The sequence below is a fragment of the Microbacterium sp. Leaf288 genome, from assembly GCF_001422925.1.
GTDB lineage: Bacteria > Actinomycetota > Actinomycetes > Actinomycetales > Microbacteriaceae > Microbacterium.
Window position 1 is genome coordinate 663585 of record NZ_LMNI01000010.1, and the last position, 25794, is coordinate 689378.

The 25794-nt window shown below is 70.2% G+C and carries 21 protein-coding genes; 5 read left to right on the forward strand and 16 right to left on the reverse strand.

From position 1 onward, the window contains the following. Window positions 1-5: 5 nt before the first annotated feature. From gatB to gatC, 3 genes are read right to left on the reverse strand one after another with little or no spacing between them, the layout of a single operon-like run. The gene (gene gatB, locus ASF40_RS07200; protein WP_056367491.1) at window positions 6-1529 is read right to left on the reverse strand and encodes an Asp-tRNA(Asn)/Glu-tRNA(Gln) amidotransferase subunit GatB; all 1524 of its coding nucleotides are present in this window, start codon (window positions 1527-1529) and stop codon (window positions 6-8) included. Further along, window positions 1529-3049 (reverse strand): Asp-tRNA(Asn)/Glu-tRNA(Gln) amidotransferase subunit GatA, encoded by a 1521-nt coding sequence (gene gatA, locus ASF40_RS07205; RefSeq protein WP_056367494.1) that lies wholly within the window; start codon window positions 3047-3049, stop codon window positions 1529-1531. The genes gatB and gatA overlap by 1 nt, the downstream gene beginning before the upstream one ends. A gap of 10 nt (window positions 3050-3059) precedes the next feature. Further along, the gene (gene gatC, locus ASF40_RS07210) at window positions 3060-3359 is read right to left on the reverse strand and encodes an Asp-tRNA(Asn)/Glu-tRNA(Gln) amidotransferase subunit GatC (RefSeq protein ID WP_056368308.1); all 300 of its coding nucleotides are present in this window, start codon (window positions 3357-3359) and stop codon (window positions 3060-3062) included. 60 nt (window positions 3360-3419) lie between these two features. Here gatC and ASF40_RS07215 point away from each other — a divergent pair, with 60 nt between their 5' ends. Further along, the gene (locus tag ASF40_RS07215; RefSeq protein ID WP_056367495.1) at window positions 3420-5120 is read left to right on the forward strand and encodes a long-chain-fatty-acid--CoA ligase; all 1701 of its coding nucleotides are present in this window, start codon (window positions 3420-3422) and stop codon (window positions 5118-5120) included. A gap of 4 nt (window positions 5121-5124) precedes the next feature. Here ASF40_RS07215 and ASF40_RS07220 read toward each other — a convergent pair whose 3' ends face one another. From ASF40_RS07220 to ASF40_RS07235, 4 genes are all read right to left on the reverse strand, one after another. Beyond that, the gene (locus ASF40_RS07220; RefSeq protein ID WP_056367496.1) at window positions 5125-5433 is read right to left on the reverse strand and encodes a YciI family protein; all 309 of its coding nucleotides are present in this window, start codon (window positions 5431-5433) and stop codon (window positions 5125-5127) included. Between the two features lie 53 nt (window positions 5434-5486). Then, a complete protein-coding gene (gene ligA, locus ASF40_RS07225; protein ID WP_056368309.1) occupies window positions 5487-7787 on the reverse strand; it encodes an NAD-dependent DNA ligase LigA in 2301 nt (766 codons plus the stop codon). 112 nt (window positions 7788-7899) lie between these two features. After that, window positions 7900-9039: a tRNA 2-thiouridine(34) synthase MnmA gene (gene mnmA, locus ASF40_RS07230; protein ID WP_082496913.1), complete on the reverse strand. Its 1140-nt coding sequence runs from the start codon at window positions 9037-9039 to the stop codon at window positions 7900-7902. 9 nt (window positions 9040-9048) lie between these two features. Next, a complete protein-coding gene (locus tag ASF40_RS07235; RefSeq protein ID WP_056368311.1) occupies window positions 9049-10233 on the reverse strand; it encodes a cysteine desulfurase family protein in 1185 nt (394 codons plus the stop codon). Window positions 10234-10356: 123 nt separating this feature from the next. Here ASF40_RS07235 and glgX point away from each other — a divergent pair, with 123 nt between their 5' ends. The 3 genes from glgX (at window position 10357) to glgB (ending at window position 16776) form a co-directional block, all read left to right on the forward strand. After that, complete coding sequence (gene glgX / locus ASF40_RS07240) at window positions 10357-12441, forward strand: glycogen debranching protein GlgX (RefSeq protein ID WP_157549517.1); 2085 nt, start codon at window positions 10357-10359, stop codon at window positions 12439-12441. 76 nt (window positions 12442-12517) lie between these two features. Next, window positions 12518-14602 carry a maltotransferase domain-containing protein gene (locus tag ASF40_RS07245; RefSeq protein ID WP_200919447.1) on the forward strand — a complete coding sequence of 695 codons (2085 nt, stop codon included), beginning with the start codon at window positions 12518-12520 and terminating at the stop codon, window positions 14600-14602. Then, complete coding sequence (glgB, locus tag ASF40_RS07250) at window positions 14599-16776, forward strand: 1,4-alpha-glucan branching protein GlgB (RefSeq protein WP_056367501.1); 2178 nt, start codon at window positions 14599-14601, stop codon at window positions 16774-16776. Before ASF40_RS07245 ends, glgB begins: the two co-directional genes overlap by 4 nt. Window positions 16777-16868: 92 nt before the next feature. Here the strand turns inward: glgB and ASF40_RS07255 are convergent, their stop codons facing one another. Together ASF40_RS07255 and ASF40_RS07260 are read right to left on the reverse strand one after the other, a co-directional pair. After that, window positions 16869-17813 carry a tetratricopeptide repeat protein gene (locus ASF40_RS07255; RefSeq protein WP_056367502.1) on the reverse strand — a complete coding sequence of 315 codons (945 nt, stop codon included), beginning with the start codon at window positions 17811-17813 and terminating at the stop codon, window positions 16869-16871. Then, the gene (locus ASF40_RS07260) at window positions 17813-19693 is read right to left on the reverse strand and encodes a hypothetical protein (RefSeq protein WP_056368315.1); all 1881 of its coding nucleotides are present in this window, start codon (window positions 19691-19693) and stop codon (window positions 17813-17815) included. The genes ASF40_RS07255 and ASF40_RS07260 overlap by 1 nt, the downstream gene beginning before the upstream one ends. A gap of 177 nt (window positions 19694-19870) precedes the next feature. On the opposite strand from ASF40_RS07260, the gene ASF40_RS07265 reads away from it, so the two are divergent. Next, window positions 19871-20938 carry an AI-2E family transporter gene (locus tag ASF40_RS07265; protein ID WP_056367504.1) on the forward strand — a complete coding sequence of 356 codons (1068 nt, stop codon included), beginning with the start codon at window positions 19871-19873 and terminating at the stop codon, window positions 20936-20938. A 3-nt stretch (window positions 20939-20941) separates the two neighbouring features. On the opposite strand, the gene ASF40_RS07270 is transcribed toward ASF40_RS07265, so the two are convergent. Genes ASF40_RS07270 through pyrH form a run of 7 tightly spaced genes read right to left on the reverse strand, consistent with a single transcriptional unit; the run spans window position 20942 to window position 25715 of the window. Then, on the reverse strand, window positions 20942-21667 hold the full coding sequence (locus ASF40_RS07270; protein ID WP_056367505.1) for an alpha/beta hydrolase: 726 nt from the start codon (window positions 21665-21667) through the stop codon (window positions 20942-20944). A 1-nt stretch (window position 21668) separates the two neighbouring features. Further along, the gene (locus tag ASF40_RS07275; protein ID WP_056367507.1) at window positions 21669-21953 is read right to left on the reverse strand and encodes a hypothetical protein; all 285 of its coding nucleotides are present in this window, start codon (window positions 21951-21953) and stop codon (window positions 21669-21671) included. A 3-nt stretch (window positions 21954-21956) separates the two neighbouring features. After that, complete coding sequence (locus tag ASF40_RS07280; protein ID WP_056367509.1) at window positions 21957-22718, reverse strand: lytic transglycosylase domain-containing protein; 762 nt, start codon at window positions 22716-22718, stop codon at window positions 21957-21959. Window positions 22719-22775: 57 nt separating this feature from the next. After that, window positions 22776-23339, reverse strand: coding sequence for a DivIVA domain-containing protein (locus ASF40_RS07285; RefSeq protein ID WP_056367510.1), 564 nt, complete (start codon window positions 23337-23339; stop codon window positions 22776-22778). Further along, window positions 23336-24379 carry a phosphatidate cytidylyltransferase gene (locus ASF40_RS07290; protein ID WP_056367513.1) on the reverse strand — a complete coding sequence of 348 codons (1044 nt, stop codon included), beginning with the start codon at window positions 24377-24379 and terminating at the stop codon, window positions 23336-23338. The genes ASF40_RS07285 and ASF40_RS07290 overlap by 4 nt, the downstream gene beginning before the upstream one ends. A 9-nt stretch (window positions 24380-24388) precedes the next feature. Continuing rightward, the gene (gene frr, locus ASF40_RS07295) at window positions 24389-24943 is read right to left on the reverse strand and encodes a ribosome recycling factor (RefSeq protein ID WP_056367515.1); all 555 of its coding nucleotides are present in this window, start codon (window positions 24941-24943) and stop codon (window positions 24389-24391) included. Window positions 24944-24995: 52 nt separating this feature from the next. Beyond that, window positions 24996-25715, reverse strand: a complete 720-nt coding sequence (pyrH, locus tag ASF40_RS07300; protein ID WP_045297882.1) for a UMP kinase — start codon at window positions 25713-25715, stop codon at window positions 24996-24998. Window positions 25716-25794 lie beyond the last annotated feature (79 nt).

The window sequence follows — 25794 nt, forward strand, 5'->3', positions numbered from 1 at the left end:
GGCCGTTACGCGCCCGTCGAGCCGGCGCGCTCGAGCACGAGCTCGCGCACGCGCGCGGCGTCCGCCTGACCCTTCATCGCCTTCATGACCGCGCCGATGACGGCGCCCGCCGCCTGCACCTTCCCGTCGCGGATCTTGTCGAGCACGTCGGGCTGAGCGGCCAGCGCCTCGTCGATCGCCGCGATGAGCGCGCCGTCGTCCGAGACCACCGCGAGGCCGCGGGCATCGACGATCTCCTGGGGCGTGCCCTCACCGGCGATCATGCCTTCGAGCACCTGGCGCGCGAGCTTGTCGGTGAGCGTTCCCGCGTCGACCAGCGCCTGCAGCGCGGCCACGTCCGCGGGGGTGGCGAGCTCAGCGGGCTCGCGACCCTCGGCGTTCGCGATGCGCAACAGCTCGCCAGTCCACCACTTGCGCGCCGCCGCGGGCGACGTGCCTGCGGCGATCGTCGCCTCGACCTCGGCGAGAAGACCGGCGTTGACGACGCCCTGGAAGTCGATGTCGGCGAACCCCCAGTCCGCCTTGAGACGGCGGCGGCGGGCTGCCGGCGGTTCGGGCAGCGCGGCGCGCAGCTGCTCGATCAGCTCGACGGACGGCGCCACCGGCAGCAGGTCGGGCTCGGGGAAGTAGCGGTAGTCGTCCGCGTCGGACTTGGGACGACCGGGCGACGTGGTGCCGGTGTCCTCGTGCCAGTGGCGCGTCTCCTGCGTGATCGTCCCGCCTGCGGCGAGGATGGCCGCCTGACGCTGGATCTCGTACCGCACGGCCCGCTCGACCGAGCGCATCGAGTTGACGTTCTTGGTCTCGGTGCGCGTGCCGAGCTTCTCCTGGCCACGAGGGCGCAGCGAGACATTGGCGTCGCAGCGGAGGTTTCCCCGCTCCATGCGCGCCTCCGAGATGCCCAGTGCGATCACGATGTCGCGGATCGTCGCGACGTACGCCTTCGCGATCTCGGGCGCGCGGTGCTCGGCGCCGAAGATCGGCTTGGTGACGATCTCGACGAGCGGCACGCCGGCTCGGTTGTAGTCGACCAGCGAGTACTCGGCGCCCTGGATGCGACCGGTCGAGCCGCCGACGTGCGTGAGCTTGCCGGCGTCCTCCTCCATGTGCGCGCGCTCGATCGGCACCGTGACGATCTCGCCGTCGGCAAGCTCGATGTCGACCGAGCCCTCGAAGGCGATGGGCTCGTCGTACTGCGAGATCTGGTAGTTCTTGCCGAGGTCGGGGTAGAAGTAGTTCTTCCGCGCGAACCGGCTCGACGGCGCGATCGAGCAGCCGAGGGCAAGGCCCAGGCTGATCGAATACCGCACCGCGGTCTCGTTGACGACGGGGAGCGCGCCCGGCAGTCCCATGTCGACGGGAGCGACGAGGGTGTTCGGCTCGGCACCGTGGTTCGCGTCGTTCGCCGGGTTGGCCGCCGCCGAGAACATCTTAGTCTCGGTGTTGAGCTCGACGTGCACCTCGAACCCGAGCACCGGCTCGTAGAGCTCGAGCGCCTTGTCGAAGTCCATCAGCTTGTCCTTCGCCATCAGCGGGCACCTCCGTTCGCGCCGAGCGCCGGCGCCCTGTCGAGGAGCGGACCGCCCCAAGAGTCGACGAGCAGGGACTCCAGCGCCGCACCGACGCGGTACAGGCGAGCGTCCTCGTGTGCCGGGGCGAGGAACTGGATGCCGACCGGCAGGCCATCCTCGGACGCCAGGCCGGACGGGATCGAGATTCCGGGCACGCCCGCGAGGTTCGCCGGGATGGTCGTCACGTCGTTGAGGTACATCTGCAGTGGGTCGTCGATCTTCTCGCCGAGCTTGAACGCCGTGGTGGGGGCCGACGGTGTCGCGATGACATCCACCTTCGAGAACGCGTCCGCGAAGTCCTGCTGGATGAGCGTGCGCACCTTCTGGGCCGAACCGTAGTAGGCGTCGTAGTAGCCCGCCGAGAGGGCGTAGGTGCCGAGGATGATGCGGCGCTTCACCTCCTCGCCGAAGCCGGCGTCGCGGGTCTTGGCCATGACGTCCTCCACGGTGCCGCCGGGAACGTCGACGCGCAGTCCGAAGCGGACCGAGTCGAACTTCGCCAGATTGCTGGATGCCTCGGCCGGGAGGATCAGGTAGTACGCGGCGACGCCGTACTCGAAGTGCGGCGCACTGATCTCGACGATCTCGGCGCCCTGGGACTCCATTGCGGCGAGAGCCGCGCGGAACGACTCCGACACGCCGGCCTGGAAGCCGCTGTCGGGAAGCTCCCGGATCACGCCGACCTTGAGGCCCTTGAGCACCTCGCCGGTCGCGCCCTCGCGGGCCGCGGCCGCGAACGACGGCCAGTCGTGGGCCAGCGACGTGGAGTCGTGCGGGTCGTGCCCGCCGATCACGTCGTGGAGGAGGCCGGCGTCGAGCACCGTGCGCGTGACGGGACCGACCTGATCGAGACTCGAAGCCAGCGCGATCGCGCCGTAGCGGCTGACGCCGCCGTAGGTCGGCTTGATGCCCACGGTGCCGGTGACGTGCGCCGGCTGGCGGATGGATCCGCCGGTGTCGGAGCCGAGGGCGAGCGGGGCTTCGAAAGCCGCGACCGCGGCGGCCGAGCCACCGCCCGATCCGCCGGGGATGCGCGAGAGGTCCCAGGGGTTGCGCGTCGGACCGTACGCCGAGTGCTCGGTCGACGAGCCCATCGCGAACTCGTCCATGTTCGTCTTGCCGAGCGGGACGAGACCGGCGGCGCGCGAACGCGCGACGACGGTCGCGTCGTACGGCGACATGTAGCCCTCGAGGATCTTCGAACCGCTGGTCGACGGCATGTCGGTCGTGACCAGCACGTCCTTGATCGCGAGGGGAACGCCCGCGAGCGGGCCGAGGTCGTCGCCTGCTGCGCGCCGGCGGTCGATGTCGGCAGCCACATCCAGCGCGTGCTCGCTGACGTGGAGGAAGGCGTGCACATCGGCATCGACGGCGGCGATGCGGTCGAGGTGGGCCTGCGTGGCCTCGACGCTCGACACCTCGCCGGCGGAGAGCTTGTCTGCGAGCGCGGCGGCGCTCAGCTTCGTGAGATCGGTCACGTCGGGCCCCTTACTGCTCTTCGCCGAGGATCGCGGTCACGCGGAATCGGCCGTCCGCGGAATCCGGTGCGTTCTGCAGCACCTGCGCGAGCGTCAGCAGATCGCCGGGCACGTCCGAACGGAAGACGTTCTCGAGGGGGATCGGGTGACTGGTGGCGGGGACATCGGGCGTGGCGACCTCGGAGACCTTGGCGATGTTGTCGACGATCGCGTCGAGCTGGCCGGTGAGGCGCTCGACCTCTCCGTCGCTCAGCTGGATCCGGGCGAGCACACCGAGATGGCGCACGAGATCGGGGGTGATTTCAGACACCACACAAGACTACCGGGGCCGCGCCCATGGCCCCGGGCGTCCCCGGCGTAGGCTGTGCCCGTGACGACCTACGACCCGCCGCGCCCCTGGATCGCCAGCTATGCCGAAGGGGTTCCGGAGGACCTCGCCCCCGTGACCGGCTCGCTCGTCGACATCGTCGATGCGTCGGCACGCGATTACCCGGATGCTGCGGCCCTGCAGTTCTTCGGACGCGAGACGTCCTACCGTTCCCTGCACGAGCAGATCGAGCGCGCGGCCGCCGGACTCCGTGACCTCGGGGTGAAGGCCGGCGACCCGGTCGCGATCGTGCTGCCGAACTGTCCGCAGCACATCGTCGCGTTCTACGCGATCCTGCGCCTGGGTGCGGTCGTGATCGAGCACAACCCGCTCTACACGCCGCGCGAGCTCCGCAAGCAGTTCGAGGACCACGGCGCGAAGCACGCGATCGTCTGGACCAAGGTCGTGGCGACTGTGCAGGAGTTCCCCGCGGACCTCGCCGTGACGAACCTCATCTCGGTCGACGTGATCACAGCGATGCCGTTCGGCACACGCCTGGCGCTCAAGCTCCCCATCGCCAAAGCCCGCGAGGCGCGCGAGGCGCTGACCGAGCGGGTCTCGGGGACGGTGACATGGGAGAAGGTCGTCGGGTCGCCGGCGCTGCCGGCATCCCATCCGCGCCCCGGCACGGACGACCTCGCGCTCATCCAGTACACGAGCGGAACCACCGGCACTCCGAAGGGCGCCTCGCTCACGCATCGGAACCTGCTCTCGAACGCGGCGCAGGCGCGCGCGTGGGTCCCGTCGATCGTCCGCGGAGACGGATGCGTCGTCTACGCGGTGCTGCCGATGTTCCACGCCTACGGACTCACGCTGTGCCTGACGTTCGCGATGTCGATGGGCGCCCGCCTGGTCCTCTTCCCCCGCTTCGACCCCGACATGGTGCTCGACGTCACGAAGAAGCATCCCGCCACCTTCCTCCCGCTCGTCCCGCCGATCGCCGATCGCCTCCTCAAGGCCGCGCGTGAGAAGGGCGTGTCGCTCGCGGGCACCCAGGTCGCGATCTCGGGAGCCATGGCGCTCCCGCATGAGCTCGTGGTGCCCTTCGAGGCGGCGTCCGGCGGGTTCCTCGTCGAGGGCTACGGGCTCAGCGAGTGCTCGCCGGTTCTGATGGCCAACCCGGTCGCCGACAACCGGGTCCCGGGGACGGTCGGCCTGCCGCTGCCGGGCACCGAGTGCCGCGTCGTCGACCCGGACGATCCGACGCAGGATGTGCCCGCCGGCGAACGGGGTGAGCTGGTCGTGCGTGGCCCGCAGGTGTTCAGCGGCTACTACGGCAAGCCAGAAGAGACCGAGGCGGTGTTCACCGATGGCTGGTTCCGCACCGGCGACATCGTCACGATCGACGACGCCGGGTTCGTGCGCATCGTCGATCGGATCAAGGAGCTGATCATCACGGGCGGCTTCAACGTCGCGCCCACCGAGGTCGAGAACGCGCTTCGCCAGTACCCCCAGGTCGAGGACGCGGCCGTCGTCGGACTCCCGAGCGAGCACTCCGGCGAGGAGGTCGTCGCCGCGATCGTGGTCGCCCCGGGCCAGGAGATCGATGTCGAAGCCGTGCGCGACTTCGCGCGGGGCATCCTCACGCCCTACAAGGTGCCGCGACGCGTCTATGTGGTCGACGAGCTGCCCAAGTCCCTGATCGGCAAGGTGCTGCGCCGCCAGGTGCGCGACCGCCTGCTCGCGCTGAACACGGGGGCCTGACGGCTCAGTCCTCGAGGCCGTCGCGCGCGACGGCGATCCGATAGGGATGCAGCGACGCGACGAAGACGCCGGCGGCCACCGCAGGATCGGAGTTCATCACCTCGCGCGCCGCGGGCTCGTCGTCTGCCTCGAAGATCGTGATGCCGAACGTGCCGTCGGTCTCCTGCGTCCGCCCTGCGATGACCAGCACACCGCGGTCGCGCAATGCGACCAGGTAGGCGAAGTGCTCGCCCACGATGCGCTGCTCGTCGGGCGTCGCATCGGCGACCATCTCGGGCCGCGAGGGGACGATGCGATAAAGCCACTGCGCCATGCGGTCATCATTCCAGCCGTCGCCCGCTGCCGCATCGACCGGCCCAGGCGCTGTCAGCCTGCGTCGGGCACGAGCGCGTCGACCGCCTCGGGTCCTTGCGTCACGAGGATGTGGAACTGTGCGGCATCGAGGATGCGGATGCCGAGCTCCTCCGCTTTCGTGAGCTTCGAACCGGCGCCCGGGCCGGCCGCGACGAAGTCGGTCTTCTTCGACACGCTCGACGCGGCCTTGCCCCCGGCCTTGAGAATGGCTTCCTGCGCCCCCTCACGGCTGTAGCCCTCGAGTGAGCCGGTCGCGACGACGGTGAGGCCGTCGAGCACTCCCCCGGTGCTGACGGCCGCTCCGGGACCGGGGTGGCCGGGCGTGGCGAGCTGGGCGCCTGCCGCCGCCCACCGATCGACGATGTCGCGGTGCCAGTCCACCTCGAACCATTCCCTGAGCGAATCGGCGATGATCCCCCCCACGCCCTCGACCGCGGCGAGGTCGTCGCGGGATGCCTCGCGGATCGCCGCGACCGAGCCGAACCACTGGGCCAGCGCCCGCGCCGCCACCGGCCCGACGTGGCGGATGTTGAGAGCCACCAGGAAGCGCCACAGCTCTTTGGACTTCGCGCGCTCCAGCTGATCGATGAGCGTGAGCGCCTGCGCCGACGGCTGTGCGTCGGTGACGCCGGCCTTCCTCTCGGCGGGTGTGGGATTGCGCCGGAAGGGCGCCCGCCGGACGACCTCACCGGACTTGTCATCGACGCGTGGCTCGCCGGTCTCGGCGTCGCGCACGACCACCTCGATCGGCACCAGCTGCTCGACCGTGAGCTCGAAGAGCGTCGCCTCGGTCTCGAGAGGAGGCACCTCGGGCACCGACGGCTGCGTGAGCGCGGCCGCGGTCACCTCGCCCAGCGCCTCGATGTCGAGCGCACCGCGCGAGCCGATGTGCTCGACGCGGCCACGCACCTGGGCCGGGCAGGCCCGCGTGTTGGGGCAGCGCAGGTCGATGTCGCCCTCCTTCGCCGGCGCGAGCGGGAAGCCGCACTCCGGGCAGTCGACGGGCATGACGAACTCGCGCTCGGTGCCGTCGCGGAGCTCGACCACGGGACCGAGGATCTCGGGGATCACATCGCCGGCCTTGCGCAGCACGACCGTGTCGCCGATGAGCACACCCTTCGCGCGAACGACGTCCTGGTTGTGGAGTGTCGCCTGACGCACCACCGACCCGGCGACCCGCGCCGGCGCCATCACGGCGAACGGCGTGGCGCGACCCGTACGACCCACCGAGACGACGATGTCGAGCAGCTTCGTGTTCACCTGCTCGGGCGGGTACTTGTACGCGATCGCCCACCGCGGAGCGCGGCTGGTCGCGCCGAGCTCGTCGTGCAGCGCGAGCTCGTCGACCTTGACGACGACGCCGTCGATCTCGTGCTCGACGTCATGGCGGTGCTCGCCGTAGTGCTCCACGAACTCCAGCACGCCGTCGATGCCGTCGGACGTGCGGAAGTAGGGGCTGGTCGGGAGGCCCCACTCGGCGAGGAGGCCGTACGTCTCGCTCTGCGAATCCACCGGCGGGCGACTCCACGCGCCGACGCCGTGCACGAAGAGGCGGAGCGAATCGAGCCGGGCCTGCCCGGCCTCGCGTTCCAGGCCGTCCTTCTTGTCGAGCTGCTGGCGGAGGCCGCCCGAGGCGGCATTGCGCGGGTTGGCGAACGACGGGAACCGCCGCTCCGCGCTCAGTCGCGCCTTGGCCTCGTCGAACGTGCGTCCGCGGGCGCGCGTCTCTTCGACGGCGCGATCGCGCATGTCGGCCTGCAGCGCGTTCAGCGCCTCGAAGGCCGCGACCGGGATGAACACCTCGCCACGCACCTCGACGAGGTCGGGGTGTCCGCTGCCTGCGAGTCGCTGCGGGATCCCCGCCACGCGGATCGCGTTGATCGTCACGTCCTCACCGGTGCGGCCGTCGCCGCGCGTCGCCGCCGAGGTCAGGACGCCCCGCTCGTAGCGCAGGCTGATCGCGAGTCCGTCGATCTTGAGCTCGGTGAGCCACCGCACCTTGCGGCCGGCCGCCGTCTCGGCCTTGACGCACCAGTCCCGCAGCTCGTCGAGGCTGAACACGTTGTCGAGGCTCAGCATGCGCTCCGCGTGCTCGACCGGAGCGAACATCGAGCTCTCGGCCGCGCCGACGGTCTGGGTCGGCGAATCCTGGCCCTGGAGCTCGGGGTGCAGCCGCTCGAGCTCCTCGAGCCGGTGCATCCACCCGTCGTACGTCGCGTCGTCGACGAGTTCGGCGTTGCGTCCGTAGTACGCGTCGCGGGCGTCGATGATGCGGTCCGTCAGCTCCTGCGCCTCGGCGCGCGAGGCCTCCAGACCGGAGTCGGCGGGGAGGTGGGCCGCCGCATCGAGCGGGGCGGAGGCTGGCGTACCGAGGTCATCCGTCACCGCACCAGTCTAGGAGCGGGGTCGGACACCGCCAGGGCGCTCAGGCGCCCGCAGAAGCGAGCGGCGCAGCATCCGTTCCGGTCCAGGCGTCGACCGGAACGGCCGACACCGTGCGATCGATCGTGAACTGCCCGATCACGCGCGTGCCGTCGTACAGCACGGCCGTCTGACCCGGAGCGACGCCGTCGAACGGCTCCTCGGGAACCACCGTCAGCAGGCCGTCCGCGAGCGTCGCGGTCGCCGGCACGGGGTCCGCGTGGGCGCGGATCTGCACATGGCAGGCGAACTGGCCGGCCGCCTGGGGACGCCCGGCCCAGGAGTACCGCTCCCCCGCGATCTCGGCGGTGGCGAGGGCCTCTTTCGGACCCACGACGACGGTGTTGGACACCGGTCGCACCTCGAGCACGAAGCGCGGCTTGCCATCGGACGCCGGAACGCCGAGCTGAAGACCGCGGCGCTGGCCGACGGTGAAGGCATGCGCGCCGTCGTGCGCTCCCACGACCGCGCCGGTCCGGTCGACGATGTCACCGCGCTCGGCGCCGACCTTCTCGGCGAGCCAGCCGCGCGTGTCGCCGTCGGGGATGAAGCAGATGTCATGGCTGTCGGGCTTGTGCGCGACGGTCAGGCCGCGTTCCTCGGCCTCAGCGCGCACGAGGGCCTTCGACGGTGTCGCACCCAGGGGGAAGTAGGTGTGGGCGAGCTGCTCGGCATTCAGGACGCCCAGCACGTAGGACTGGTCCTTCGCCGCATCCGAGGCCCGGTGCAGTTCGAGACCCTCCGGGCCGTCGACCAGCGTGGCGTAATGCCCCGTGCACACCGCGTCGAAGCCGAGCTCGATCGCGCGCTCCAGCAGCGCGGCGAACTTGATCTTCTCGTTGCACCGCATGCACGGGTTCGGCGTGCGACCGGCGCGGTATTCGGCGACGAAGTCGTCGATGACGTCGTCACGGAACCGCTCGGAGAAGTCCCACACGTAGAAGGGGATGCCGAGGCGGTCGGCGGCCCGGCGTGCGTCCATGGCGTCCTCGATCGTGCAGCAGCCGCGGCTGCCGGTGCGCAGCGTGCCGCCCGCCCGTGAGAGCGCCAGATGCACGCCGACGACCTCGTGCCCCGCCTCGACGGCCCGGGCGGCCGCGACGGCGGAGTCCACTCCACCGCTCATGGCCGCAAGGATCCGCATGGGTCCAGTCTACGAAACCCTGCCTGACCGCGGCCCGGACGCCGCCCGCGCGCGCTCGACGACGTCGGGCAGCACCGCGAGCACGGCGTCGACGTCGGAGTCGGTCGTGGTGCGCCCCAGCGTGAACCGCAGCACCTGGCGCGCTTCGGCATCGGTCCGTCCCATCGCGAGCACGACGTGCGACGGCTCGGGCACTCCCGCCTGACAGGCCGATCCCGTGGACACCTCGACGCCCGCCATGTCGAGGAGGAAGAGCAGCGTCTCGCCCGATGCCCCGGGGAAGAGCAGGTGCGCGTTGCCGGGCACACGGTCGATCGGGTCTCCGAGCAGCTCGGCATCGGGGATGGAGCTCAGGATGCTGCGCACCAGCCGTTCCCGCAGAGCCGCCAGCCGTCCCGCCTCGGACACCCGTTCCGCCTCCGCCAGCTCGGCGGCGACCGCGAAGGCGACGGCGCCTGGCACGTCCTGCGTGCCGGCGCGCAGTCGCCGCTGCTGACCACCGCCGTGCAGGAGGGCGATGAGCTCCGCGCCGCGCGCCACGACGAGCGCGCCGACGCCTGGCGGCCCCCCGATCTTGTGCGCGGACAGGCTCATGGCCGCCAGCCCGGCGCGGCCCCGCGCATCACCCCGCCAGTCGCGGAACGACACCGGCACGTGACCGAACGCGGCCACCGCGTCGAGGTGCAGCGGCACGCCCGCCGCCGCGGCCGCGGCCGAGAGCGCGGCCCCGTCGTTCACCGTGCCGGCCTCGTTGTTCGCGACGAGCGCGGTGGCCAGGGCTGCGCCCGACAGCGCCGCGGCGAACTCGTCGACGCGGATGCGCGCAGCGTCGTCGATGCCGACGTGCCGCAGGTGCGCTCCCTGCGCCTCGAGCCACTCGACCGCGTCGAGGGTGGCGTGGTGCTCGCCGTCCGGCAGCACCACGGCGTCGGAATCCGGTCGGCGCGCCCACCACAGGCCCTTCACCGCGAGGTTGACGGCCTCGGTGCCGCCCGAGGTGAACACGATCTCGATCGGGTCGGCACCCACGACCGCGGCGAGGCGCTCGCGCGCCTCCTCCAGCACGCGTCGCGCGTGCTGGCCCGCGCCGTGGATGGACGAGGCGTTGCCTGCCGTCACCGCGGCACCGACCCACGCGTCTCGCGCCTCCGGTCGCAGCGGCGAAGTCGCGGCGTGATCCAGATAGATCCGCACGTCGCTCATGACCGGTGAGCCCCCTTCGCGATCGGAGCGGCAGGCTGCTGCATCCGAGTTCCGTGTCCGGTAGGACCCGGTGTCGTAACACCGCCGACTCGGACCATGGTTATGGTAGTCCGCATGGTCAGCCCGGTCTCCGTGATCTCCCCCCCGGACGCGGATCTGCTCGATCCCCAGCTCGATGGGCTGGGCGTCGTGCTGCTCGACGGGCACGCACGCCTGCGCGTCTGGTCGGACGCGGCGGACGCGATCGACCTCGTCGTCTTCGACGACACCGACCTCGACTGGATCACCGCGACCGAGCCTCTGGTCGCGATCGGTGGCGGGGTCTGGGAGATCACGACGCCGCTCCTGCGCCCCGGCACGAGATACGCGATCCGCGTCGACGGGCCGCAGGCCCCCGGCAACACCTTCAACCGCGGCACGCTCCTGCTCGAGCCCTACTCCCGCGGCCTGGTCCGCACCGGGTACGACGGCTGGCGCTCGGAGGTCGTCGACGGATCGTTCGACTGGGGCGGCGTCGCCAAGCCGGCGATCCCGATGGACCGCACCGTGCTGTACGAGGGCCATCTCAAGGGCCTGTCGAAGCGGCATCCCGACGTCCCGGGCGCCCTCCGCGGCACGTACGCCGGCCTCGCCCACCCGGCCATGGTGCAGCATTTCCTCGACCTCGGCATCACCAGCATCGAGCTGCTGCCGATTCACGCGTTCACGACCGAACCGCGGCTGCTCCAGCACGGCCTCACCAACTACTGGGGTTACAACTCGCTGAACTTCTTCACCCCGCACGCCGCCTACGCCACCGAGGATGCACGTCGACAGGGCCCTGAGGCGGTCCTGCGCGAGTTCAAGGGCATGGTCAAGCTGCTGCACGAGGCGGGGCTGGAAGTGATCCTCGATGTCGTCTACAACCACACGGCCGAGGAAGGCATCGGCGGTCCGCGCTCGAGCCTGCGCGGCATCGACAACCGCGCCTACTACCGCCAGCAGGACGACGGTGCGTACATCGACGTCACCGGCTGCGGCAATGCGGTGAACACGTCGACGGATGCTGCGGCCCGCCTGGTGCTGGACTCCCTGCGCTACTGGGCGAACGAGGTCCAGATCGACGGCTTCCGCTTCGACCTCGCCGCGACGCTCGGACGCGACGCGGGGCACGTGTTCACCCCGGAGCATCCGCTGCTGCGCACCATCCTCGACGACCCCGCGCTCGCCGGCGTCAAGATGATCGCCGAGCCGTGGGACGTGGGTATGGGCGGCTGGCAGACCGGCAACTTCGGCGACGGCTGGAGCGAGTGGAACGACCGCTACCGTGACCGCGTCCGCAACTTCTGGCTGAGCGACGTCGACTACGCCCGCCGCGCCTCGACCTCCCCGGTCGGCATCGGCGGGTTCGCGAACCGCCTCGCGGGTTCCGCGAACACCTTCGCGGACGTCCGCGGTCCGCTGGCGGGCATCAACTTCGTGACGGCACACGACGGCTTCACCATGCGCGACCTCGTGTCGTACGACGTCAAGCACAATCTCGGCAACGGCGAGCAGAACCGCGACGGCGCCGACACCAATCGGTCCTTCAACCATGGCGCGGAGGGACCGACCGACGACGAGCGCATCCTCGCGACGAGGCGCAAGGCCATGCGCAACCTCCTGGGTACGCTGCTGCTGTCGGCCGGCGTGCCCATGCTGACCGCCGGCGACGAGTTCGCCCGCACGCAGCGCGGCAACAACAACGCCTACTGCCACGACTCGGTCCTGACGTGGCTGTCGTGGGAGCACGCGCCGTGGCAGCGGGACCTGTACGCGCACGTGCGCCACCTGCTCCGGCTGCGTCGCGAGAACCCGGCGCTGCGCCCCAGCCGCTTCGCGCGGCTCGGCGAACGCACGCCGTCGGCGTCCGTCATGGAGTGGTACGACGAGCACGGCGAGACGATGTCGATAGAGCGGTGGACCGATCCCTCGCACCGCACTCTGCAGTACGTCGCCGCGTCGACGCCCGAGTTCGAAGGGTTCAACCGCGTGCTGCTGATGGTCCACGGCACGGAGCGGGCGATCGACGTCACGCTTCCCGACGTGGAGGACGTGACACGGTACGTCTCGCTGTGGTCGAGCGCCGACGAGACGCCTTCCGAGAGCGGGGAGACCTTCGCACCCGGGGACACCGTCTCGCTCGCCGGCACGTCGATGCGCCTCTTCCGTGCCGAGTAGCTCCGAACCGCCGGTGAAATCGCGGCACCGCGTCACGTCGCTGTCATCCCGGTCGGGCGCGCGATAGGTTCGACTCGTGGTCACGAAGACGCGCTCCGTGCGCTCCCGCCCGTGGCGGAGCGCCTCGGCACTCCCTGTCCGCAAGACCCGCGCCTGGCAGCCGGAACGCGATACCGCAGCGCGGCGCGTTCCCCTCGCCCAGCCGACGCCGGCGGTTCCGTGGGGCGATTACCGGCCCACGGCGTTCGCCGGCGAAGTCGTCCCGTTCGGGGTGACGTCGTTCCGCGAAGGGCATGACCGCATCGGCGTGCAGCTGCGGCTGTTCTCGCCCTCCGGCGACGAATCGCTGCATCGCCTCGAGCCGCTCGAAGACGGCTTCGACCGGTGGCGGACCGAGGTGGCCCTGCTCGAGCAGGGCATCTGGCGGTTCCGGTTCGAGTCGTTCGGCGACGACTTCGCCACGTGGGAGCACGCCGCATCGCTCAAGATCGCGGCGGGGGTGGATGCCCCTCTCATGCGCGAGATGGGCGCTCGTCTGTTCGACCAGGCCGGTGCCGAGAGGGGCCGCCCCGCGGCGGAACGCCGGGCGCTCGCCGACGCGGCGGCGTCCCTGCGCGACACCGAGGTCGACGACGCCGGGGCGCTGTCGATCGTCGAGGACCCTGCGATCGCACGGTACTTCCACGAGCGGCCGGTCATGTCGCTCGTGACCATCGGGGACGACCTCGAACTGCTCGTCGAGCGCGAGCGCGCCGGCGTCGGCGCGTGGTACGAGTTCTTCCCTCGCTCCGAGGGCGCCCGTCGCCTCAAAGACGGCACCGTCAAGAGCGGCACGTTCCGCACGGCGGCCAAGCGGCTCCCGGCTGTCGCGGACATGGGCTTCGACGTGCTCTACCTGCCGCCGATCCACCCGATCGGCACGCTCAACCGCAAGGGACCGAACAACACCCTCGACGCGGGTCCCGGCGACCCCGGCTCGCCGTGGGCGATCGGCTCGGCGGCGGGCGGCCACGACAGCGTCCACCCCGACCTCGGCTCACTCGCGGACTTCCGCTCGTTCGTGCGCAAGGCGCGCGAGGAGGGCATCGAGATCGCCCTCGACCTCGCGCTGCAGGCCGCGCCCGACCACCCGTGGGTCGCCGCGCACCCGGAGTGGTTCACCACGCTCCCCGACGGGTCGATCGCCTATGCCGAGAACCCGCCGAAGAAGTACCAGGACATCTACCCGGTCAACTTCGACAACGATCCGGCAGGGATCCGCGCCGAAGTGCTGCGCGTCGTGCGCCACTGGATCGCGCAGGGCGTGCGCATCTTCCGTGTCGACAATCCCCACACGAAGCCGCTGCAGTTCTGGGAGTGGCTGATCGCGACGATCTCTGCCGACGAGCCGGACGTCGTGTTCCTCGCCGAGGCCTTCACGCGGCCCGCTCCCCTGCAGAGCCTCGCGTCGGCCGGCTTCCAGCAGAGCTACACGTACTTCACGTGGCGCAACACCAAGGCGGAGCTCGAGGAGTTCCTCTCGGGCCTCGCGCACGAGACCTCCGCCTTCCTCCGCCCCAACCTCTTCGTCAACACGCCCGACATCCTCACGGAGTACCTGCAGTTCGGCGGCAGGGCGGCGTACCGCATCCGCGCAGCCATCGCGGCGACCGCCGCCCCCAGCTACGGCGTGTACGCGGGTTACGAGCTCTACGAGAACGTCGCACGCCCGGGGTCCGAAGAGAACATCGACAACGAGAAGTACGAGTACAAGGTCCGCGACTGGGCGGGGGCCGTCGAGCGCGGCGATTCGCTCGCGCCGTTCCTCACCCGCCTCAACGAGATCCGCCGCGCCCACCCGGCGCTGCGACAGCTGCGCAACCTCAGCGTCCACTGGAGCGACGACGACGCCATCCTGGTGTACGCCAAGCACCTCGACGCGGCACTGTCGCCCGACGGCCGCAGCGACACGATCATCGTGGTCGTCAACACCGATCCCCACTCGGTACGTCAGACGATGGTCCATCTCGACACCCGTGTGTGGGGCGTCGAGCCCGGTACGCCGTACGAGGTCGAGGACCTCGTGACCGGCGGTCGCTGGACGTGGTCGGATCACAACTACGTGATGCTCGACGCGTTCACCGAGCCGGTCCACATCCTCCACGTGAAGGAGCCCCGATGACGCCCACCGACCAGGTCCTCGATGCCGTCGCGACGGGCTCGCACCACGATCCCCACGCCGTGCTCGGCATCCATCCCGACACGGATGCCGAGGGCACCGCGACCTGGATCATCCGCGCCCGCCGGCCGCTGGCGCGCAGCGTGACCGCGGTGTTCGCCGACGGCACCCGGGTGCCGCTCGAGCACGTGCACGCCGGGATCTGGGAGGGGACGCGCGCGGGAGCGCTGAACCGGTACGAGCTGCTGACCACGTACCCCGACGGCCCCGACTTCACAGCCGACGACCCCTACCGTCACTCGCCCACCATCGGCGAGCTCGACCTGCATCTCATCGGAGAGGGACGCCACGAGGAACTGTGGCGTGTGCTCGGCGCCCACCAGCGCGAGCACGACGGCTCGCGGGGAACCGCCTTCACGGTGTGGGCGCCCAACGCCCGCGCGGTGCGCGTGGTGGGCGACTTCAACGGCTGGGACGGCCAGGGGCACGCGATGCGCTCGATGGGCGGGAGCGGCGTGTGGGAGCTGTTCATCCCCGGGGTCGGCCAGGGCGCGGCGTACAAGTTCGAACTGCGCGCCCGCAACGGCGACTGGGTGCTCAAGGCCGACCCGATGGCCCGGTTCGCCGAGGTGCCGCCGGCCACAGCATCCGTCGTCGTCCAGTCCTCCTACTCGTGGGGCGATGCCGCCTGGCTGACCCAGCGCGCGACGTCGACCCCGGTGTCGCGCCCGATGTCGGTGTACGAGCTGCACCTCGGCTCGTGGCGTCAGGGGCTGTCGTACCGCGAGGCCGCCGACCAGATCATCGACTACGTGAGCGCGCAGGGCTTCACCCACGTCGAGTTCCTTCCGCTCGCCGAGCACCCGTTCGGGGGGTCGTGGGGCTACCAGGTGACCGGGTACTACGCGCCGACGAGCCGGTTCGGGCACCCCGACGACCTCCGGTACCTCATCGACAGGCTCCACCAGGCCGGCATCGGCGTGATCATGGACTGGGTGCCGGGCCACTTCCCGAAGGATGCCTTCGCCCTCGCCCGCTTCGACGGTGAGCCGCTGTACGAGCACGCCGACCCGCGGCGGGGCGAGCACCGCGACTGGGGCACGTACATCTTCGACTACGGTCGCAACGAGGTGCGCAACTTCCTGGTCGCCAACGCGCTCTACTGGTTCGAGGAGTTCCACGTCGACGGGCTGCGCGTGGACGCCGTGGCCTCGATGCTCTACCTCGATTACTCGCGCGAGGACGGCGAGTGGGTGCCCAATGTGCACGGCGGCCGCGAGAACCTCGAGGCGATCCGCTTCCTGCAGGAGGTGAACGCCACCGCATACAAGCGGTACCCCGGCATCGCGATGATCGCCGAGGAGTCCACGAGCTTCCCCGGGGTCACCGCGCCCACCAGCCAGGCCGGACTCGGTTTCGGCTTCAAGTGGAACATGGGCTGGATGAACGACTCGCTCCAGTACATCACGCGCGATCCGATCTATCGTTCCCACCACGAGGGCGAGCTGTCGTTCTCGTTCGTGTACGCGTTCAGCGAGAACTACATGCTGCCGATCAGCCACGACGAGGTCGTCCACGGCAAGGGCAGCCTCTTCTCGCGGATGCCGGGCGACCATTGGCAGAAGCTCGCCAACATGCGCGCGTTCCTCGCCTACATGTGGGGGCACCCCGGCAAGCAGCTGCTGTTCATGGGCCAGGAGTTCGGCCAGCTCTCGGAGTGGTCGGAGGGCCGCTCGCTCGACTGGTGGCTGCTCGACCAGCCCACGCACGCCCAGCTCCAGCAGTTCGTCGGCGCGCTCAACCGGGTCTACCGCGAGGAGTCCGCGCTCTGGGCGCGCGACAGCGACGGCGCGGCGTTCACACGCCTGGGTGCGCCGAAGTGGAACCCCAACGTGATCGCCTTCGCCCGCAGGGACTGGCACGGCAACACGGTCGTCGTCGCGGCCAACTTCTCGGGCAACCCGATCTCGTCCTATGAGCTCGACTTGCCCGAGACCGGGGTGTGGGACGAGATCCTGAACACCGATGCGCAGCTGTACGGCGGGTCGGGCGTCGGCAACCTCGGCGTGGTCCACGCGGGCGCGGGCGGCCGTGCGTCGCTCGTGCTGCCGCCGTTGGGCGTCCTGTGGCTCCGCCACCGGACGGACGCCCACATCCCCTCGCCGACGCAGGGCTGAGAATCCTCCGACGCGCGACGAGGGCCCCGGATGCAGCATCCGGGGCCCTCTTCCGTGGAAACGGATGATCCGTCGTCAGGTGCGAGAAGCGCTCAGAACAGCAGCGACGCCAGGCGGCCGCGCGCGGCGATGACGCGCGGGTCGGCGTCACCGACGAGCGCGAACAGCTCGAGCAGCCGCTCGCGCACCGGGGTGCGCTCATCAGCCGGAAGCTGGGCGAACAGGTCGAGCAGGCGCCCGTAGGCGTCTTCGACGTGCCCGCCGGCGAGGTCGAGATCGGCGACGGTGAACTGCGCGGCGACGTCCTGAGGGGCGGATGCTGCGGCCGCGCGGGCAGCCTGCAGGTCGACGCCCTGCACCCGGTCGAGCAGGCGCACCTGGCCGAGGCCCGCGCGCGCCTCCGCGTCGCGGGGGTTCTCGACGAGGGCCTGCTCGTACGCGGCGACCGCGCGCGCGTAGTCGCCCTGCTCGATGGCCGCGAACGCCTCGGCGTGCAGCGGGGGAAGCGGCGGTTCGGCGGGGGCCTCCTGCGGGGCCTCCCCGTCGACGGTCGCGGAGCCGGTCACGCCGTTCTGGGCGGCGAGCTGGAGCAGCTGAGCGAACACCTCGCGCACCTGCTGCTCAGGCACGGCGCCCGTGAACATCGGCACCGGCTGACCGGCGACCAGGGCGACGACCATCGGAATGGACTGGGCGCGGAACGCCTGCGACAGCTGGGGGTTGGCGTCGACGTCGACCTTGGCCAGCACGACCCGGCCGCCGAGCTCGACCACGACCTTCTCGAGGATCGGGCTCAGCTGCTTGCAGGGTCCGCACCACTCGGCCCAGAGATCGACGACCACGGGGACGGTGCGCGACAGCTCGAGCACCTGCGGGAACGTGTCGTCCGTGACGTCCAGCACGAGGGACGGAACCGCGACGCCGGCGCTGGCGCCGGCCGGCGCTTCCTCACCCGGCGCGGCGGGCGCCGGACGATTGCGGAGGGAGGACAGGTCGACGGCACCGCGCAGCGAGGCGCCCAGAGTGGGATCGGTCACTACAGAATCTTCGCATCGAGGATGTCGGACGAGTAACCGAGGAGCCGGATCTTCTCGTTCGACCCCGGACCGGGCACGTAGAAGAACACCTGGTCGCTGAAGGTCGTGGCGAATCCGGTCTGCGACTGGTCGACGCCGGCGAGCGTCTTGACCGTCCGGTTGTCGTTGACCTTGATCACGGCGTCCGCGTTGGTCGGCTTCACGGTGTCGATCTCATTGATGTTCACGGCGACGATCGCACCGCTCTCGACCGTCTGCAGGGCGAACGGCGCCTGCACCCCGGCGGCCGAGCTGAACTCCAGGTTTCCGGTCGACGATGCGGTCTTGTTGAACTCGTCGAGCCGGCGCTGGCGGTCTGCCGCGATGCTGGCTCGGAGCTGGTCGCCGTCGGCCTCGAAGAGGTCGTAGTACTGGCTCGACTCACCGTTGGTGATGATGTCCGAGTACGCGGCGGCGATCTCGTTCGGCGGCAGGAGGAGGAACGGCGAGTCCGGCTCGACCTGCGGGGCGCCGATGTACGCCGGCGCCAGGTCGGGAAGGGATGTCGAGGCCTCGAGGCTTCCGACATAGGACAGCTTGTAGTCCGCCCACTGATCCTGCTGGGTCAGCACCATGATGCTCGACGTCTTGGATTCGTCGTCGTCCGCAACGGCGATGACCGAGCGCGGCCAGCCGTCGTACGCCTGCGGCAGGATGATCTCGAGCGGCTTGGCCAGGATCGGCGCCGGCGCCGGGTAGTCGCCGAGGGCAGCGCGCAGCTTGTAGTTCGTGTCGCGCGCCGCGAGTGCCGCGCCCTCGAGGCGCGTGTCGGCGAGGTCGCCGTCCATCGCCGCGTCGGCGTCGGCCACCGTGGCGGCGATGCGGGTGAGGATGCGCTCGGCCTGGGCCTTCGTGACGGCCGGCGCCTGCTGCCCGTCGGGGGCGATGACGGTGGCGGTGGGCGACGGAGTCGGCGACGAGCCGAGCTGCGGCCAGGCGTCGGCCGAGCAGCCCGAGAACAGCAGCGCCGACACGGCGACCACCGGAAGCACCGCGAACGCGCGTCGCCCGCCGCTCGAGACGGCACGGCGCGTCGACTTCGAACTGCTGATCACGCCCTTGTCGTCGTGGTCGATCGCGATGTCGATGGGTTCGGTGACAGGCAGCGGCAGGCCCTTGCGTCGCGGCCCGCGCTTGCGGCGCGCGTGGCGGATGCCCAGGATGTACAGGAACACGCCGACGGCCATCAGGATGCCGCCGCCGACGATGAGCGGCCCCGCCCACGGCGTCGACGTCTGCAGCGGCCAGGAGACCGTCACCGTGCTCGGCGCGGGGGCGGTGCCGTCAGCGGCGACGAGCACGCTCATGTCTTCCGGCAGCTGCAGCGGAGCGATGAGAAGGTCCGTCTGCTGGTACTCGTCGAGCCACAGGTCCGATCCGACGGGAGTGCGACCGGCCGTGTCCGCGGCGGCGTCCCCGCTCGTCGCGTCGGGGGCGGCGGCCTCGTCTGCTGCGGCATCGCCGTCAGCGGGATCCTCGGCGGGTGCTTCCGCGGTGGGATCCACCGTCGCGTCGACCGCGGGCTCGACCACCGCGGTCTCGAGGGCGCCCTCGTCGTCCAGCGTGACGTGGGTGTAGGTCGAGTCGGAGAGCCATGCCTCCATGTCGGCGGTGCGGCCGTAGGAGGCGAAGATGTCGCCCTCGGCCTGGGCGCGCAGCGTCTGCGTGCCGGGCATCTGGTTGAGCACGGCGCCGTCGATGAGGAGATAGGGAGTCTGCTCTTCGACGGAGATCGCCGTGGTCTCGGTCTTGGGTCCCTGGAAGATCGTCCGCTGGGCGATGCCGGCACCGATCATCACGGTGGCGAGCACGAACGCCGCCACGGCCCACACGAAACGCACGAAGAACACCTTTCCCGGGGCGCGCGGACACGGCGCAGCCCTTCGATTCGACAGTTCAGACTAGCGAACACGACCTGTGAGGCGCGTGGGAGGCGGCATTCCCGGGCCTGAACGTCACTGATGCGTATCCTGGGCGGACAGACGAATCGACGCCATGTCGATCTGAGGGGGAACTCGATGAAGCTGCACAGCCCGTTCCGCACAGCGCTTCTCGCTACGCTGGGAGTCGGCCTCGGGCTGCTGCTCATCGGAAGCATCCAGAACCTCCAGACGATCCTGCTCTACGTCGGCACGGCGCTCTTCCTGTCGCTGGGCCTGGATCCGATCGTCGCCTGGCTGGAACGCCGCAAGCTGCCGCGGTGGGCGGCCGTCCTGATCACGATCCTGGGGGTGCTCGCGGTCTTCGCGGGCATCATCCTCATGGTCGTGCCAATCATCGTGCAGCAGATCGGCCAACTGGTCACGACGATCCAGGACCTCGCCGACAAGGGCGAGTTCGATGATCCCGTGGGTGCGATCCAGGACTGGCTGCATGCCGTCTTCCCCGCGCTCAACGTCGATGAAGTGTGGGGCTACATCGAGGACTGGTACGCCTCGCTCGACGTCGGCGCGATCGGCTCCGAGGTCGGCGGCAGCATCATCGCGATCATCGGCGCCCTCATCGCCGGGTTCGCGGGCGCGTTCATCGTGCTGATCCTCACGATCTACTTCACCGCCTCGACGCCGAACCTGAAGCGCGCCGTCTACCAGCTGGTTCCGGCATCCAAGCGCGCCCGATTCATGGACCTCGGCGAGCAGATCACCGACTCGGTCGGCTATTACGTCATCGGCCAGGTCACGCTCGGCCTCATCAACGGCGTGCTCAGTGCGATCTTCCTCACGATCATCAAGGCGCCGTTCCCCGCAGTGCTGGCGGTCATCGCCTTCTTCTTCTCGCTGATCCCGCTCGTGGGCACGCTCACCGGCTCGATCATCATCGTGTTCACGTGCCTGGTCGTGGGCTCCCCGACGACCGCCCTGATCGCCGCGATCTACTACCTGATCTACATGCAGATCGAGGCGTACGTGATCTCGCCGCGTATCATGGGACGCGCAGTGGCGGTGCCGGGTGCCGTCGTGGTGATCGCCGCCCTCGCGGGTGGATCGCTGCTGGGCCTGCTCGGCGCCCTGGTCGCGATCCCCGTGGCGGCCAGCATCCTGATCATCTACCGGCAGGTCGTGATCCCGCGTCAGAACGAGCGCTGACGCTCAGCCCTCCGCGGCCGGTCGGTGCCATTCGAGGGGCAGCGGCAGGGCGTCGGGATTGACAGCCGCGACGATCTCGGTCAGCACGCGGCGGGTCTGGTTCTCCCCCACCCACAGGTGCTTGCCGCCCTCGACCGGGATCAGGACGGCCTCCGGGACGCTCGCGAAGCGCTGGGTCGCGGCATCCGGTCGAAGGTAGTCGTCGAACTCGGGGACGAGCACGATCAGACGACGCTCGTCGCCCGCCCACGCCGCGACCTCTTCGTCGGTCGCGCGGTGCAGCGGCGGAGACAGCAGCACAGCGCCCTCGACGCCGTGGTCGCGACCGTACTTGAGTGCGAGCTCGGTGCCGAACGACCAGCCTACGAACCACGGCCGCGGGAGGCCGCGCTCGCGCACGAAGTCCATCGCCGCAGCGACGTCGAACGCCTCGGCACGACCGCCGTCGAACGAGCCTTCGCTGGTGCCGCGCGGCGAGGTCGTGCCGCGGGTGTTGAATCTCAGCACGGCGAGATCGGCGAGGGCGGGCAGGCGCCCGGCGGCCTTGCGCAGGATGTGCGAGTCCATGAAGCCGCCGGCCGTCGGAAGCGGATGCAGCGTCACGAGCGTCGCGACAGGCTCGCGGGTCTCAGGCAGGGCGAGTTCGCCGACGAGGGTCAGCCCGTCGAGCGTCTCGAGCTCGATGTCCTCGCGGCGCGCGGGCAGCAGCATCGGTCCGCGGATCTCCATGTCAGGCCACCTTCCAGCAGTGCTGATGCCAATGCCGCCGGGCGGCGAGGTCCGCGGCGTCGCCCAGCACGCCGTCTGCGCGCCACGCCACCAGGTGCGCGACGCCGACGTCGATCTGCCGGCCGCACCCGGGGCACGTGTACGGCTTCTGCGCCTGTGCGGCGGAGACCGGCTGCACGGTCCACTCGACACCGCGGCGCATCTCGGTGCGCTTCCAGCCCGCGAGCAGGCGCTCGAACGAATCGTCGCCGCCCGAATCGTGTCGACGGCGGTGGGAGCGCGGCACGACTCAGTACCAGCCTGTGCGCTGCGAGTGGTCCCACGCGCCGCACGGCGAGCCGTAACGGCCGCCGATGTAGCCGAGACCCCAGGCGATCTGCGTCGCGGGATTCGTCTCCCAGTCGGCGCCGGCGCTGGCCATCTTGCTGCCCGGGAGCGCCTGCGGGATGCCGTAGGCGCCGCTGCCCGCGTTGTACGCGTTGACGCGCCAGCCGGACTCCTTCTTCCAGAGCGCGACGAGGCAGGCGAACTGGTCGTCTCCCCAGCCCCGTGCCAGCACCATGTCGTAGGCGATGGCCTGCGCGCTGCCCGGGTCCGGCGTGACGAACGGAGGACGCCATCCACCGGATGACGACGATGTGGAGGTCGATGCCTGGGGGGTCGGCGTCGGCTTCGGCTTCACGTAGACCGTGTAGTTGCCCCGGTCGAGAGCCGCGGGCTCCGGATCGGCCGCGGACTCGTCGCCGGCGCGGGACTGGACGTCATCCAGTCCGCTGGCGTAGAGCGAGACCTGCGACTCGTCGTCCACGCTCGCCTGCGCCAGCGCGAGCCCGGTCGGACCGATGTACGCGACGACGAAGCCGAGAACAGCGAAGGCGGCGAACGCGCCGACGACACCACGACGACGAGACCAGCGCGGAGCGGGCTTGCGGGGCGGTGACGGCGGCGCCGAGGGACTGGATGCTGCCACCGCGACCGGCCGCGCAGACCGGGCCGCCACCTCGTGACGTCGGGCGCGTCTGGTCGGGTACCGCTCGTTTCCAGAAGTCACAGTGTCCCGATTCTCGCATACCGGCGCGACGAGGTGCCATCCGCGGACCCGCGCGTCTCACTTGACGGCGAGCATCACCTCGACGACGGCGTCGAGCACGGCGTCGACCTGCGTCTCGCGGTAACCCCCGCGCTGCATGCGGAACGCGACCGAGCGCACCTGCTCGACGGTGACGGAGTCGCCCGTCTCGAGGAACCGCGCGAGCTTGTCCGTGACGAGGTCGACCTCCGCGATGCGGTAGCCGTAGCGCAGCGGGGACACGCGGTCGAAGCGGCGCTTGGCCGGCCGCGAGAGGCGGTCCAGCACCTCCTGGGCGAGTTCACGGGTGTGGCCGACCCACTCCCTGGCCCCGGTGGCGGCGACGGCCGACGAGCGCTCGCGGGCGGCGAAGGCATCCTCGATGCGGCCGAGTGCGGCGTCCACCGAGGCGATGGCGTAGCCGTGGCGCACGAGCGGGAACGCGACCTGACGGATGTCGGCGGACGTGAGTGCGTCGGTGCCGCGCTCGAACGACGCACGTGCCCGCGCGAGGAACTCGTCGACGGGCTGCTTGTCGTAGCCCTTCTCGCGCCCGCGGGCTTCGGGGAAGGACGTTCGGGCGGTCGTCTCGGATGCGGTCATGATGCCACCAGCGGAGTGAAGAGGTAGTAAAGGGTCAGCGCCGCGACGACCGACAGGAGGATCGAGTCGAGGCGATCCAGGACGCCGCCGTGACCCGGGAGCCACGAGCTCATGTCCTTGATCCCGAGATCGCGCTTGATCATCGACTCTCCGAGGTCGCCGACCGTGGCCGTGGCGAGGATGAGGATTCCGAACACGGCGCCCATCCACCACTGAAGGCCGAGCATGAAGAGCCCGACGAGCACACCGGCGAGGATCGCGGCAGCAGCGGCACCCGCGAAGCCCTCCCACGTCTTCTTCGGGCTGATCCGGGGAGCCATGGGGTGCTTGCCCATCGTGATGCCCGCGGCGTACGCGCCCGTGTCGACCGCGACGGCGACGATGATGAACGACAAGACCCACCACTCGCCGCCCTCCTTCGCCAGCAGAACGAGCGTGAGGCTTCCGAGGAAGGCGACGTAGAGCTGGAGGAACGTCGCGATGAGCACGTCGCCCAGCACCAGACCGTACGCACGGCCGTCGTGCGACGCCATCTGGCCGACCAGTCGCCACACCACGACGAACGCGAGTGCCACGAACAGGAGCACCCAGTGCAGCCAGGAGTCGACGAAGAACGCCGACAGCACGACCACCGCACCCGCGATGAGCTGCGGGATCAGATCGACCCGGCGACCGCTCGCGATGAGAGCCCGCGCGAACTCGAAGAGCGCGAGCAGCGCCGCGGCCAGCGCGAACGGCACGAACGCCCACTTGACGAACAGCAGCGACCCCAGCAGGACGAGCCCGATCGCGAGGCCGATGAGGATCGCGACGATCAGGTCGCGCCCCGTCCGCTCCTTGATGCGCTCGTTCGCCTCCTCGAAATCGGCCCGCGCCTGTGCGACGTGGCCTTCCAACTCGCTGCGCGCCGCGCGCAGGTGAGACTGCAGTGCGGGGCCCGTGTCAGGGGTCTCGGCGGCACGGCGTGCCTCACCGGCCTCGCGCCGCGTCTGCGGTGAGGAAGGCTGTTCGCTCCGCGGCGGGTCGGATGCGTCGGTCATGGGCAGACCTCAGACCTCGAGGAGCTCGGCCTCTTTGCGCTTGAGCGCCTCGTCGATGGCGTCGACGTGCGCGCGCGTGAGCGCGTCGAGCTCCTTCTCGCCGCGAGCGAGCTCGTCCTCGCCGACCTCGCCCTTCAGCGCGTCGATGTCGTCCTTCGCCTTGCGACGGATGCCGCGCACGTGGACCTTCGCGTCCTCGCCCTTGGTGCGCGTGAGCTTCACGTACTCCTTGCGGCGCTCCTCGGTGAGCTCGGGCATCGTGACGCGCACGAGGTTGCCGTCGTTCGTCGGGTTCACACCGAGGTTCGGGATGTCGCGGATCGACTGCTCGATCGCCTTCAGCGCCGACTTGTCGTAGGGCGTGATGAGGAGCGTTCGCGCCTCGGGGTTGTTGATCGACGCGAGCTGCGCAAGCGGCGTCGGGCTGCCGTAGTAGTCGACGAGGACCTTCTGGAACAGCTGCGGGTTCGCGCGTCCGGTGCGCACCGTGGCGAAGTCCTCCTTCGCTGCCTCGACGGCGCGGTCCATGCGCACTCCGGCATCGGCCAAGACGTCCGCGATCACAGTGTCTCCTTCGCGTAGATGGGGCTGGTCAAGTCTATCGACGCGGGACGCGTCACGCCGTGACCAGCGTGCCGATGGTGTCGCCCAGCAGAGCCTTCGTCACATTTCCCGCGGGCTCCATGCCGAACACGCGCATGTCCATGCGGTTGTCCATGCAGAGGCTGAACGCGGTCGAGTCGACCACCTTGAGACCCCGCTGCAGCGCGTCGAGATACGTGATGCGATCGATCAGGGTGGCCGAGGCATCCTTCTTCGGATCCGCGGTGTACACCCCGTCGACGCCGTTCTTCGCGACGAGCACCTCCTGCGCGTCGATCTCGAGAGCACGCTGCGCGGCGACCGTATCGGTGGAGAAGTAGGGCAGGCCGGCGCCGGCGCCGAAGATGACCACGCGACCCTTCTCCATGTGCCGCTCGGCGCGACGCGGGATGTAGGGCTCGGCGACCTGCGTCATCGAGATCGCCGACTGCACGCGCGTCGCGGCGCCCGCCTGCTCGAGGAAGTCCTGCAGGGCGAGGGCGTTCATGACGGTGCCCAGCATGCCCATGTAATCGGCGCGGCCGCGGTCCATGCCGCGCTGACTGAGTTCGGCGCCGCGGAAGAAGTTGCCGCCACCGACGACGATCGCGATCTCGACGCGGTCGACGGCGGCCGCGATCTCCTGGGCGATCTGGCTGACCACGTCGGGGTTCACACCCAGCTGGCCTCCGCCGAACGCTTCGCCGGACAGCTTCAGAAGGACGCGGCGGCGCCCGGTGTTCTCGTTGATCACTGTGGTCCTCTCGTCTACGACAAACTACCGAAGGGCATGAGAAAAGGCCCGCATCGGCTTGCCGATGCGGGCCTTCTCA

Coding starts and splice junctions, on each gene's coding strand:
- ASF40_RS07290 (WP_056367513.1), bottom strand. CDS start 24,379: ATGACCGACGCATCCGACCCGCCGCGGAGCGAACAGCCTTCCTCACCG.
- glgB (WP_056367501.1), top strand. CDS start 14,599: ATGACGCCCACCGACCAGGTCCTCGATGCCGTCGCGACGGGCTCGCAC.
- ASF40_RS07265 (WP_056367504.1), top strand. CDS start 19,871: ATGAAGCTGCACAGCCCGTTCCGCACAGCGCTTCTCGCTACGCTGGGA.
- ASF40_RS07285 (WP_056367510.1), bottom strand. CDS start 23,339: ATGACCGCATCCGAGACGACCGCCCGAACGTCCTTCCCCGAAGCCCGC.
- mnmA (WP_082496913.1), bottom strand. CDS start 9,039: ATGCGGATCCTTGCGGCCATGAGCGGTGGAGTGGACTCCGCCGTCGCG.
- ASF40_RS07270 (WP_056367505.1), bottom strand. CDS start 21,667: ATGGAGATCCGCGGACCGATGCTGCTGCCCGCGCGCCGCGAGGACATC.
- ASF40_RS07220 (WP_056367496.1), bottom strand. CDS start 5,433: ATGGCGCAGTGGCTTTATCGCATCGTCCCCTCGCGGCCCGAGATGGTC.
- glgX (WP_157549517.1), top strand. CDS start 10,357: ATGGTCAGCCCGGTCTCCGTGATCTCCCCCCCGGACGCGGATCTGCTC.
- gatB (WP_056367491.1), bottom strand. CDS start 1,529: ATGGCGAAGGACAAGCTGATGGACTTCGACAAGGCGCTCGAGCTCTAC.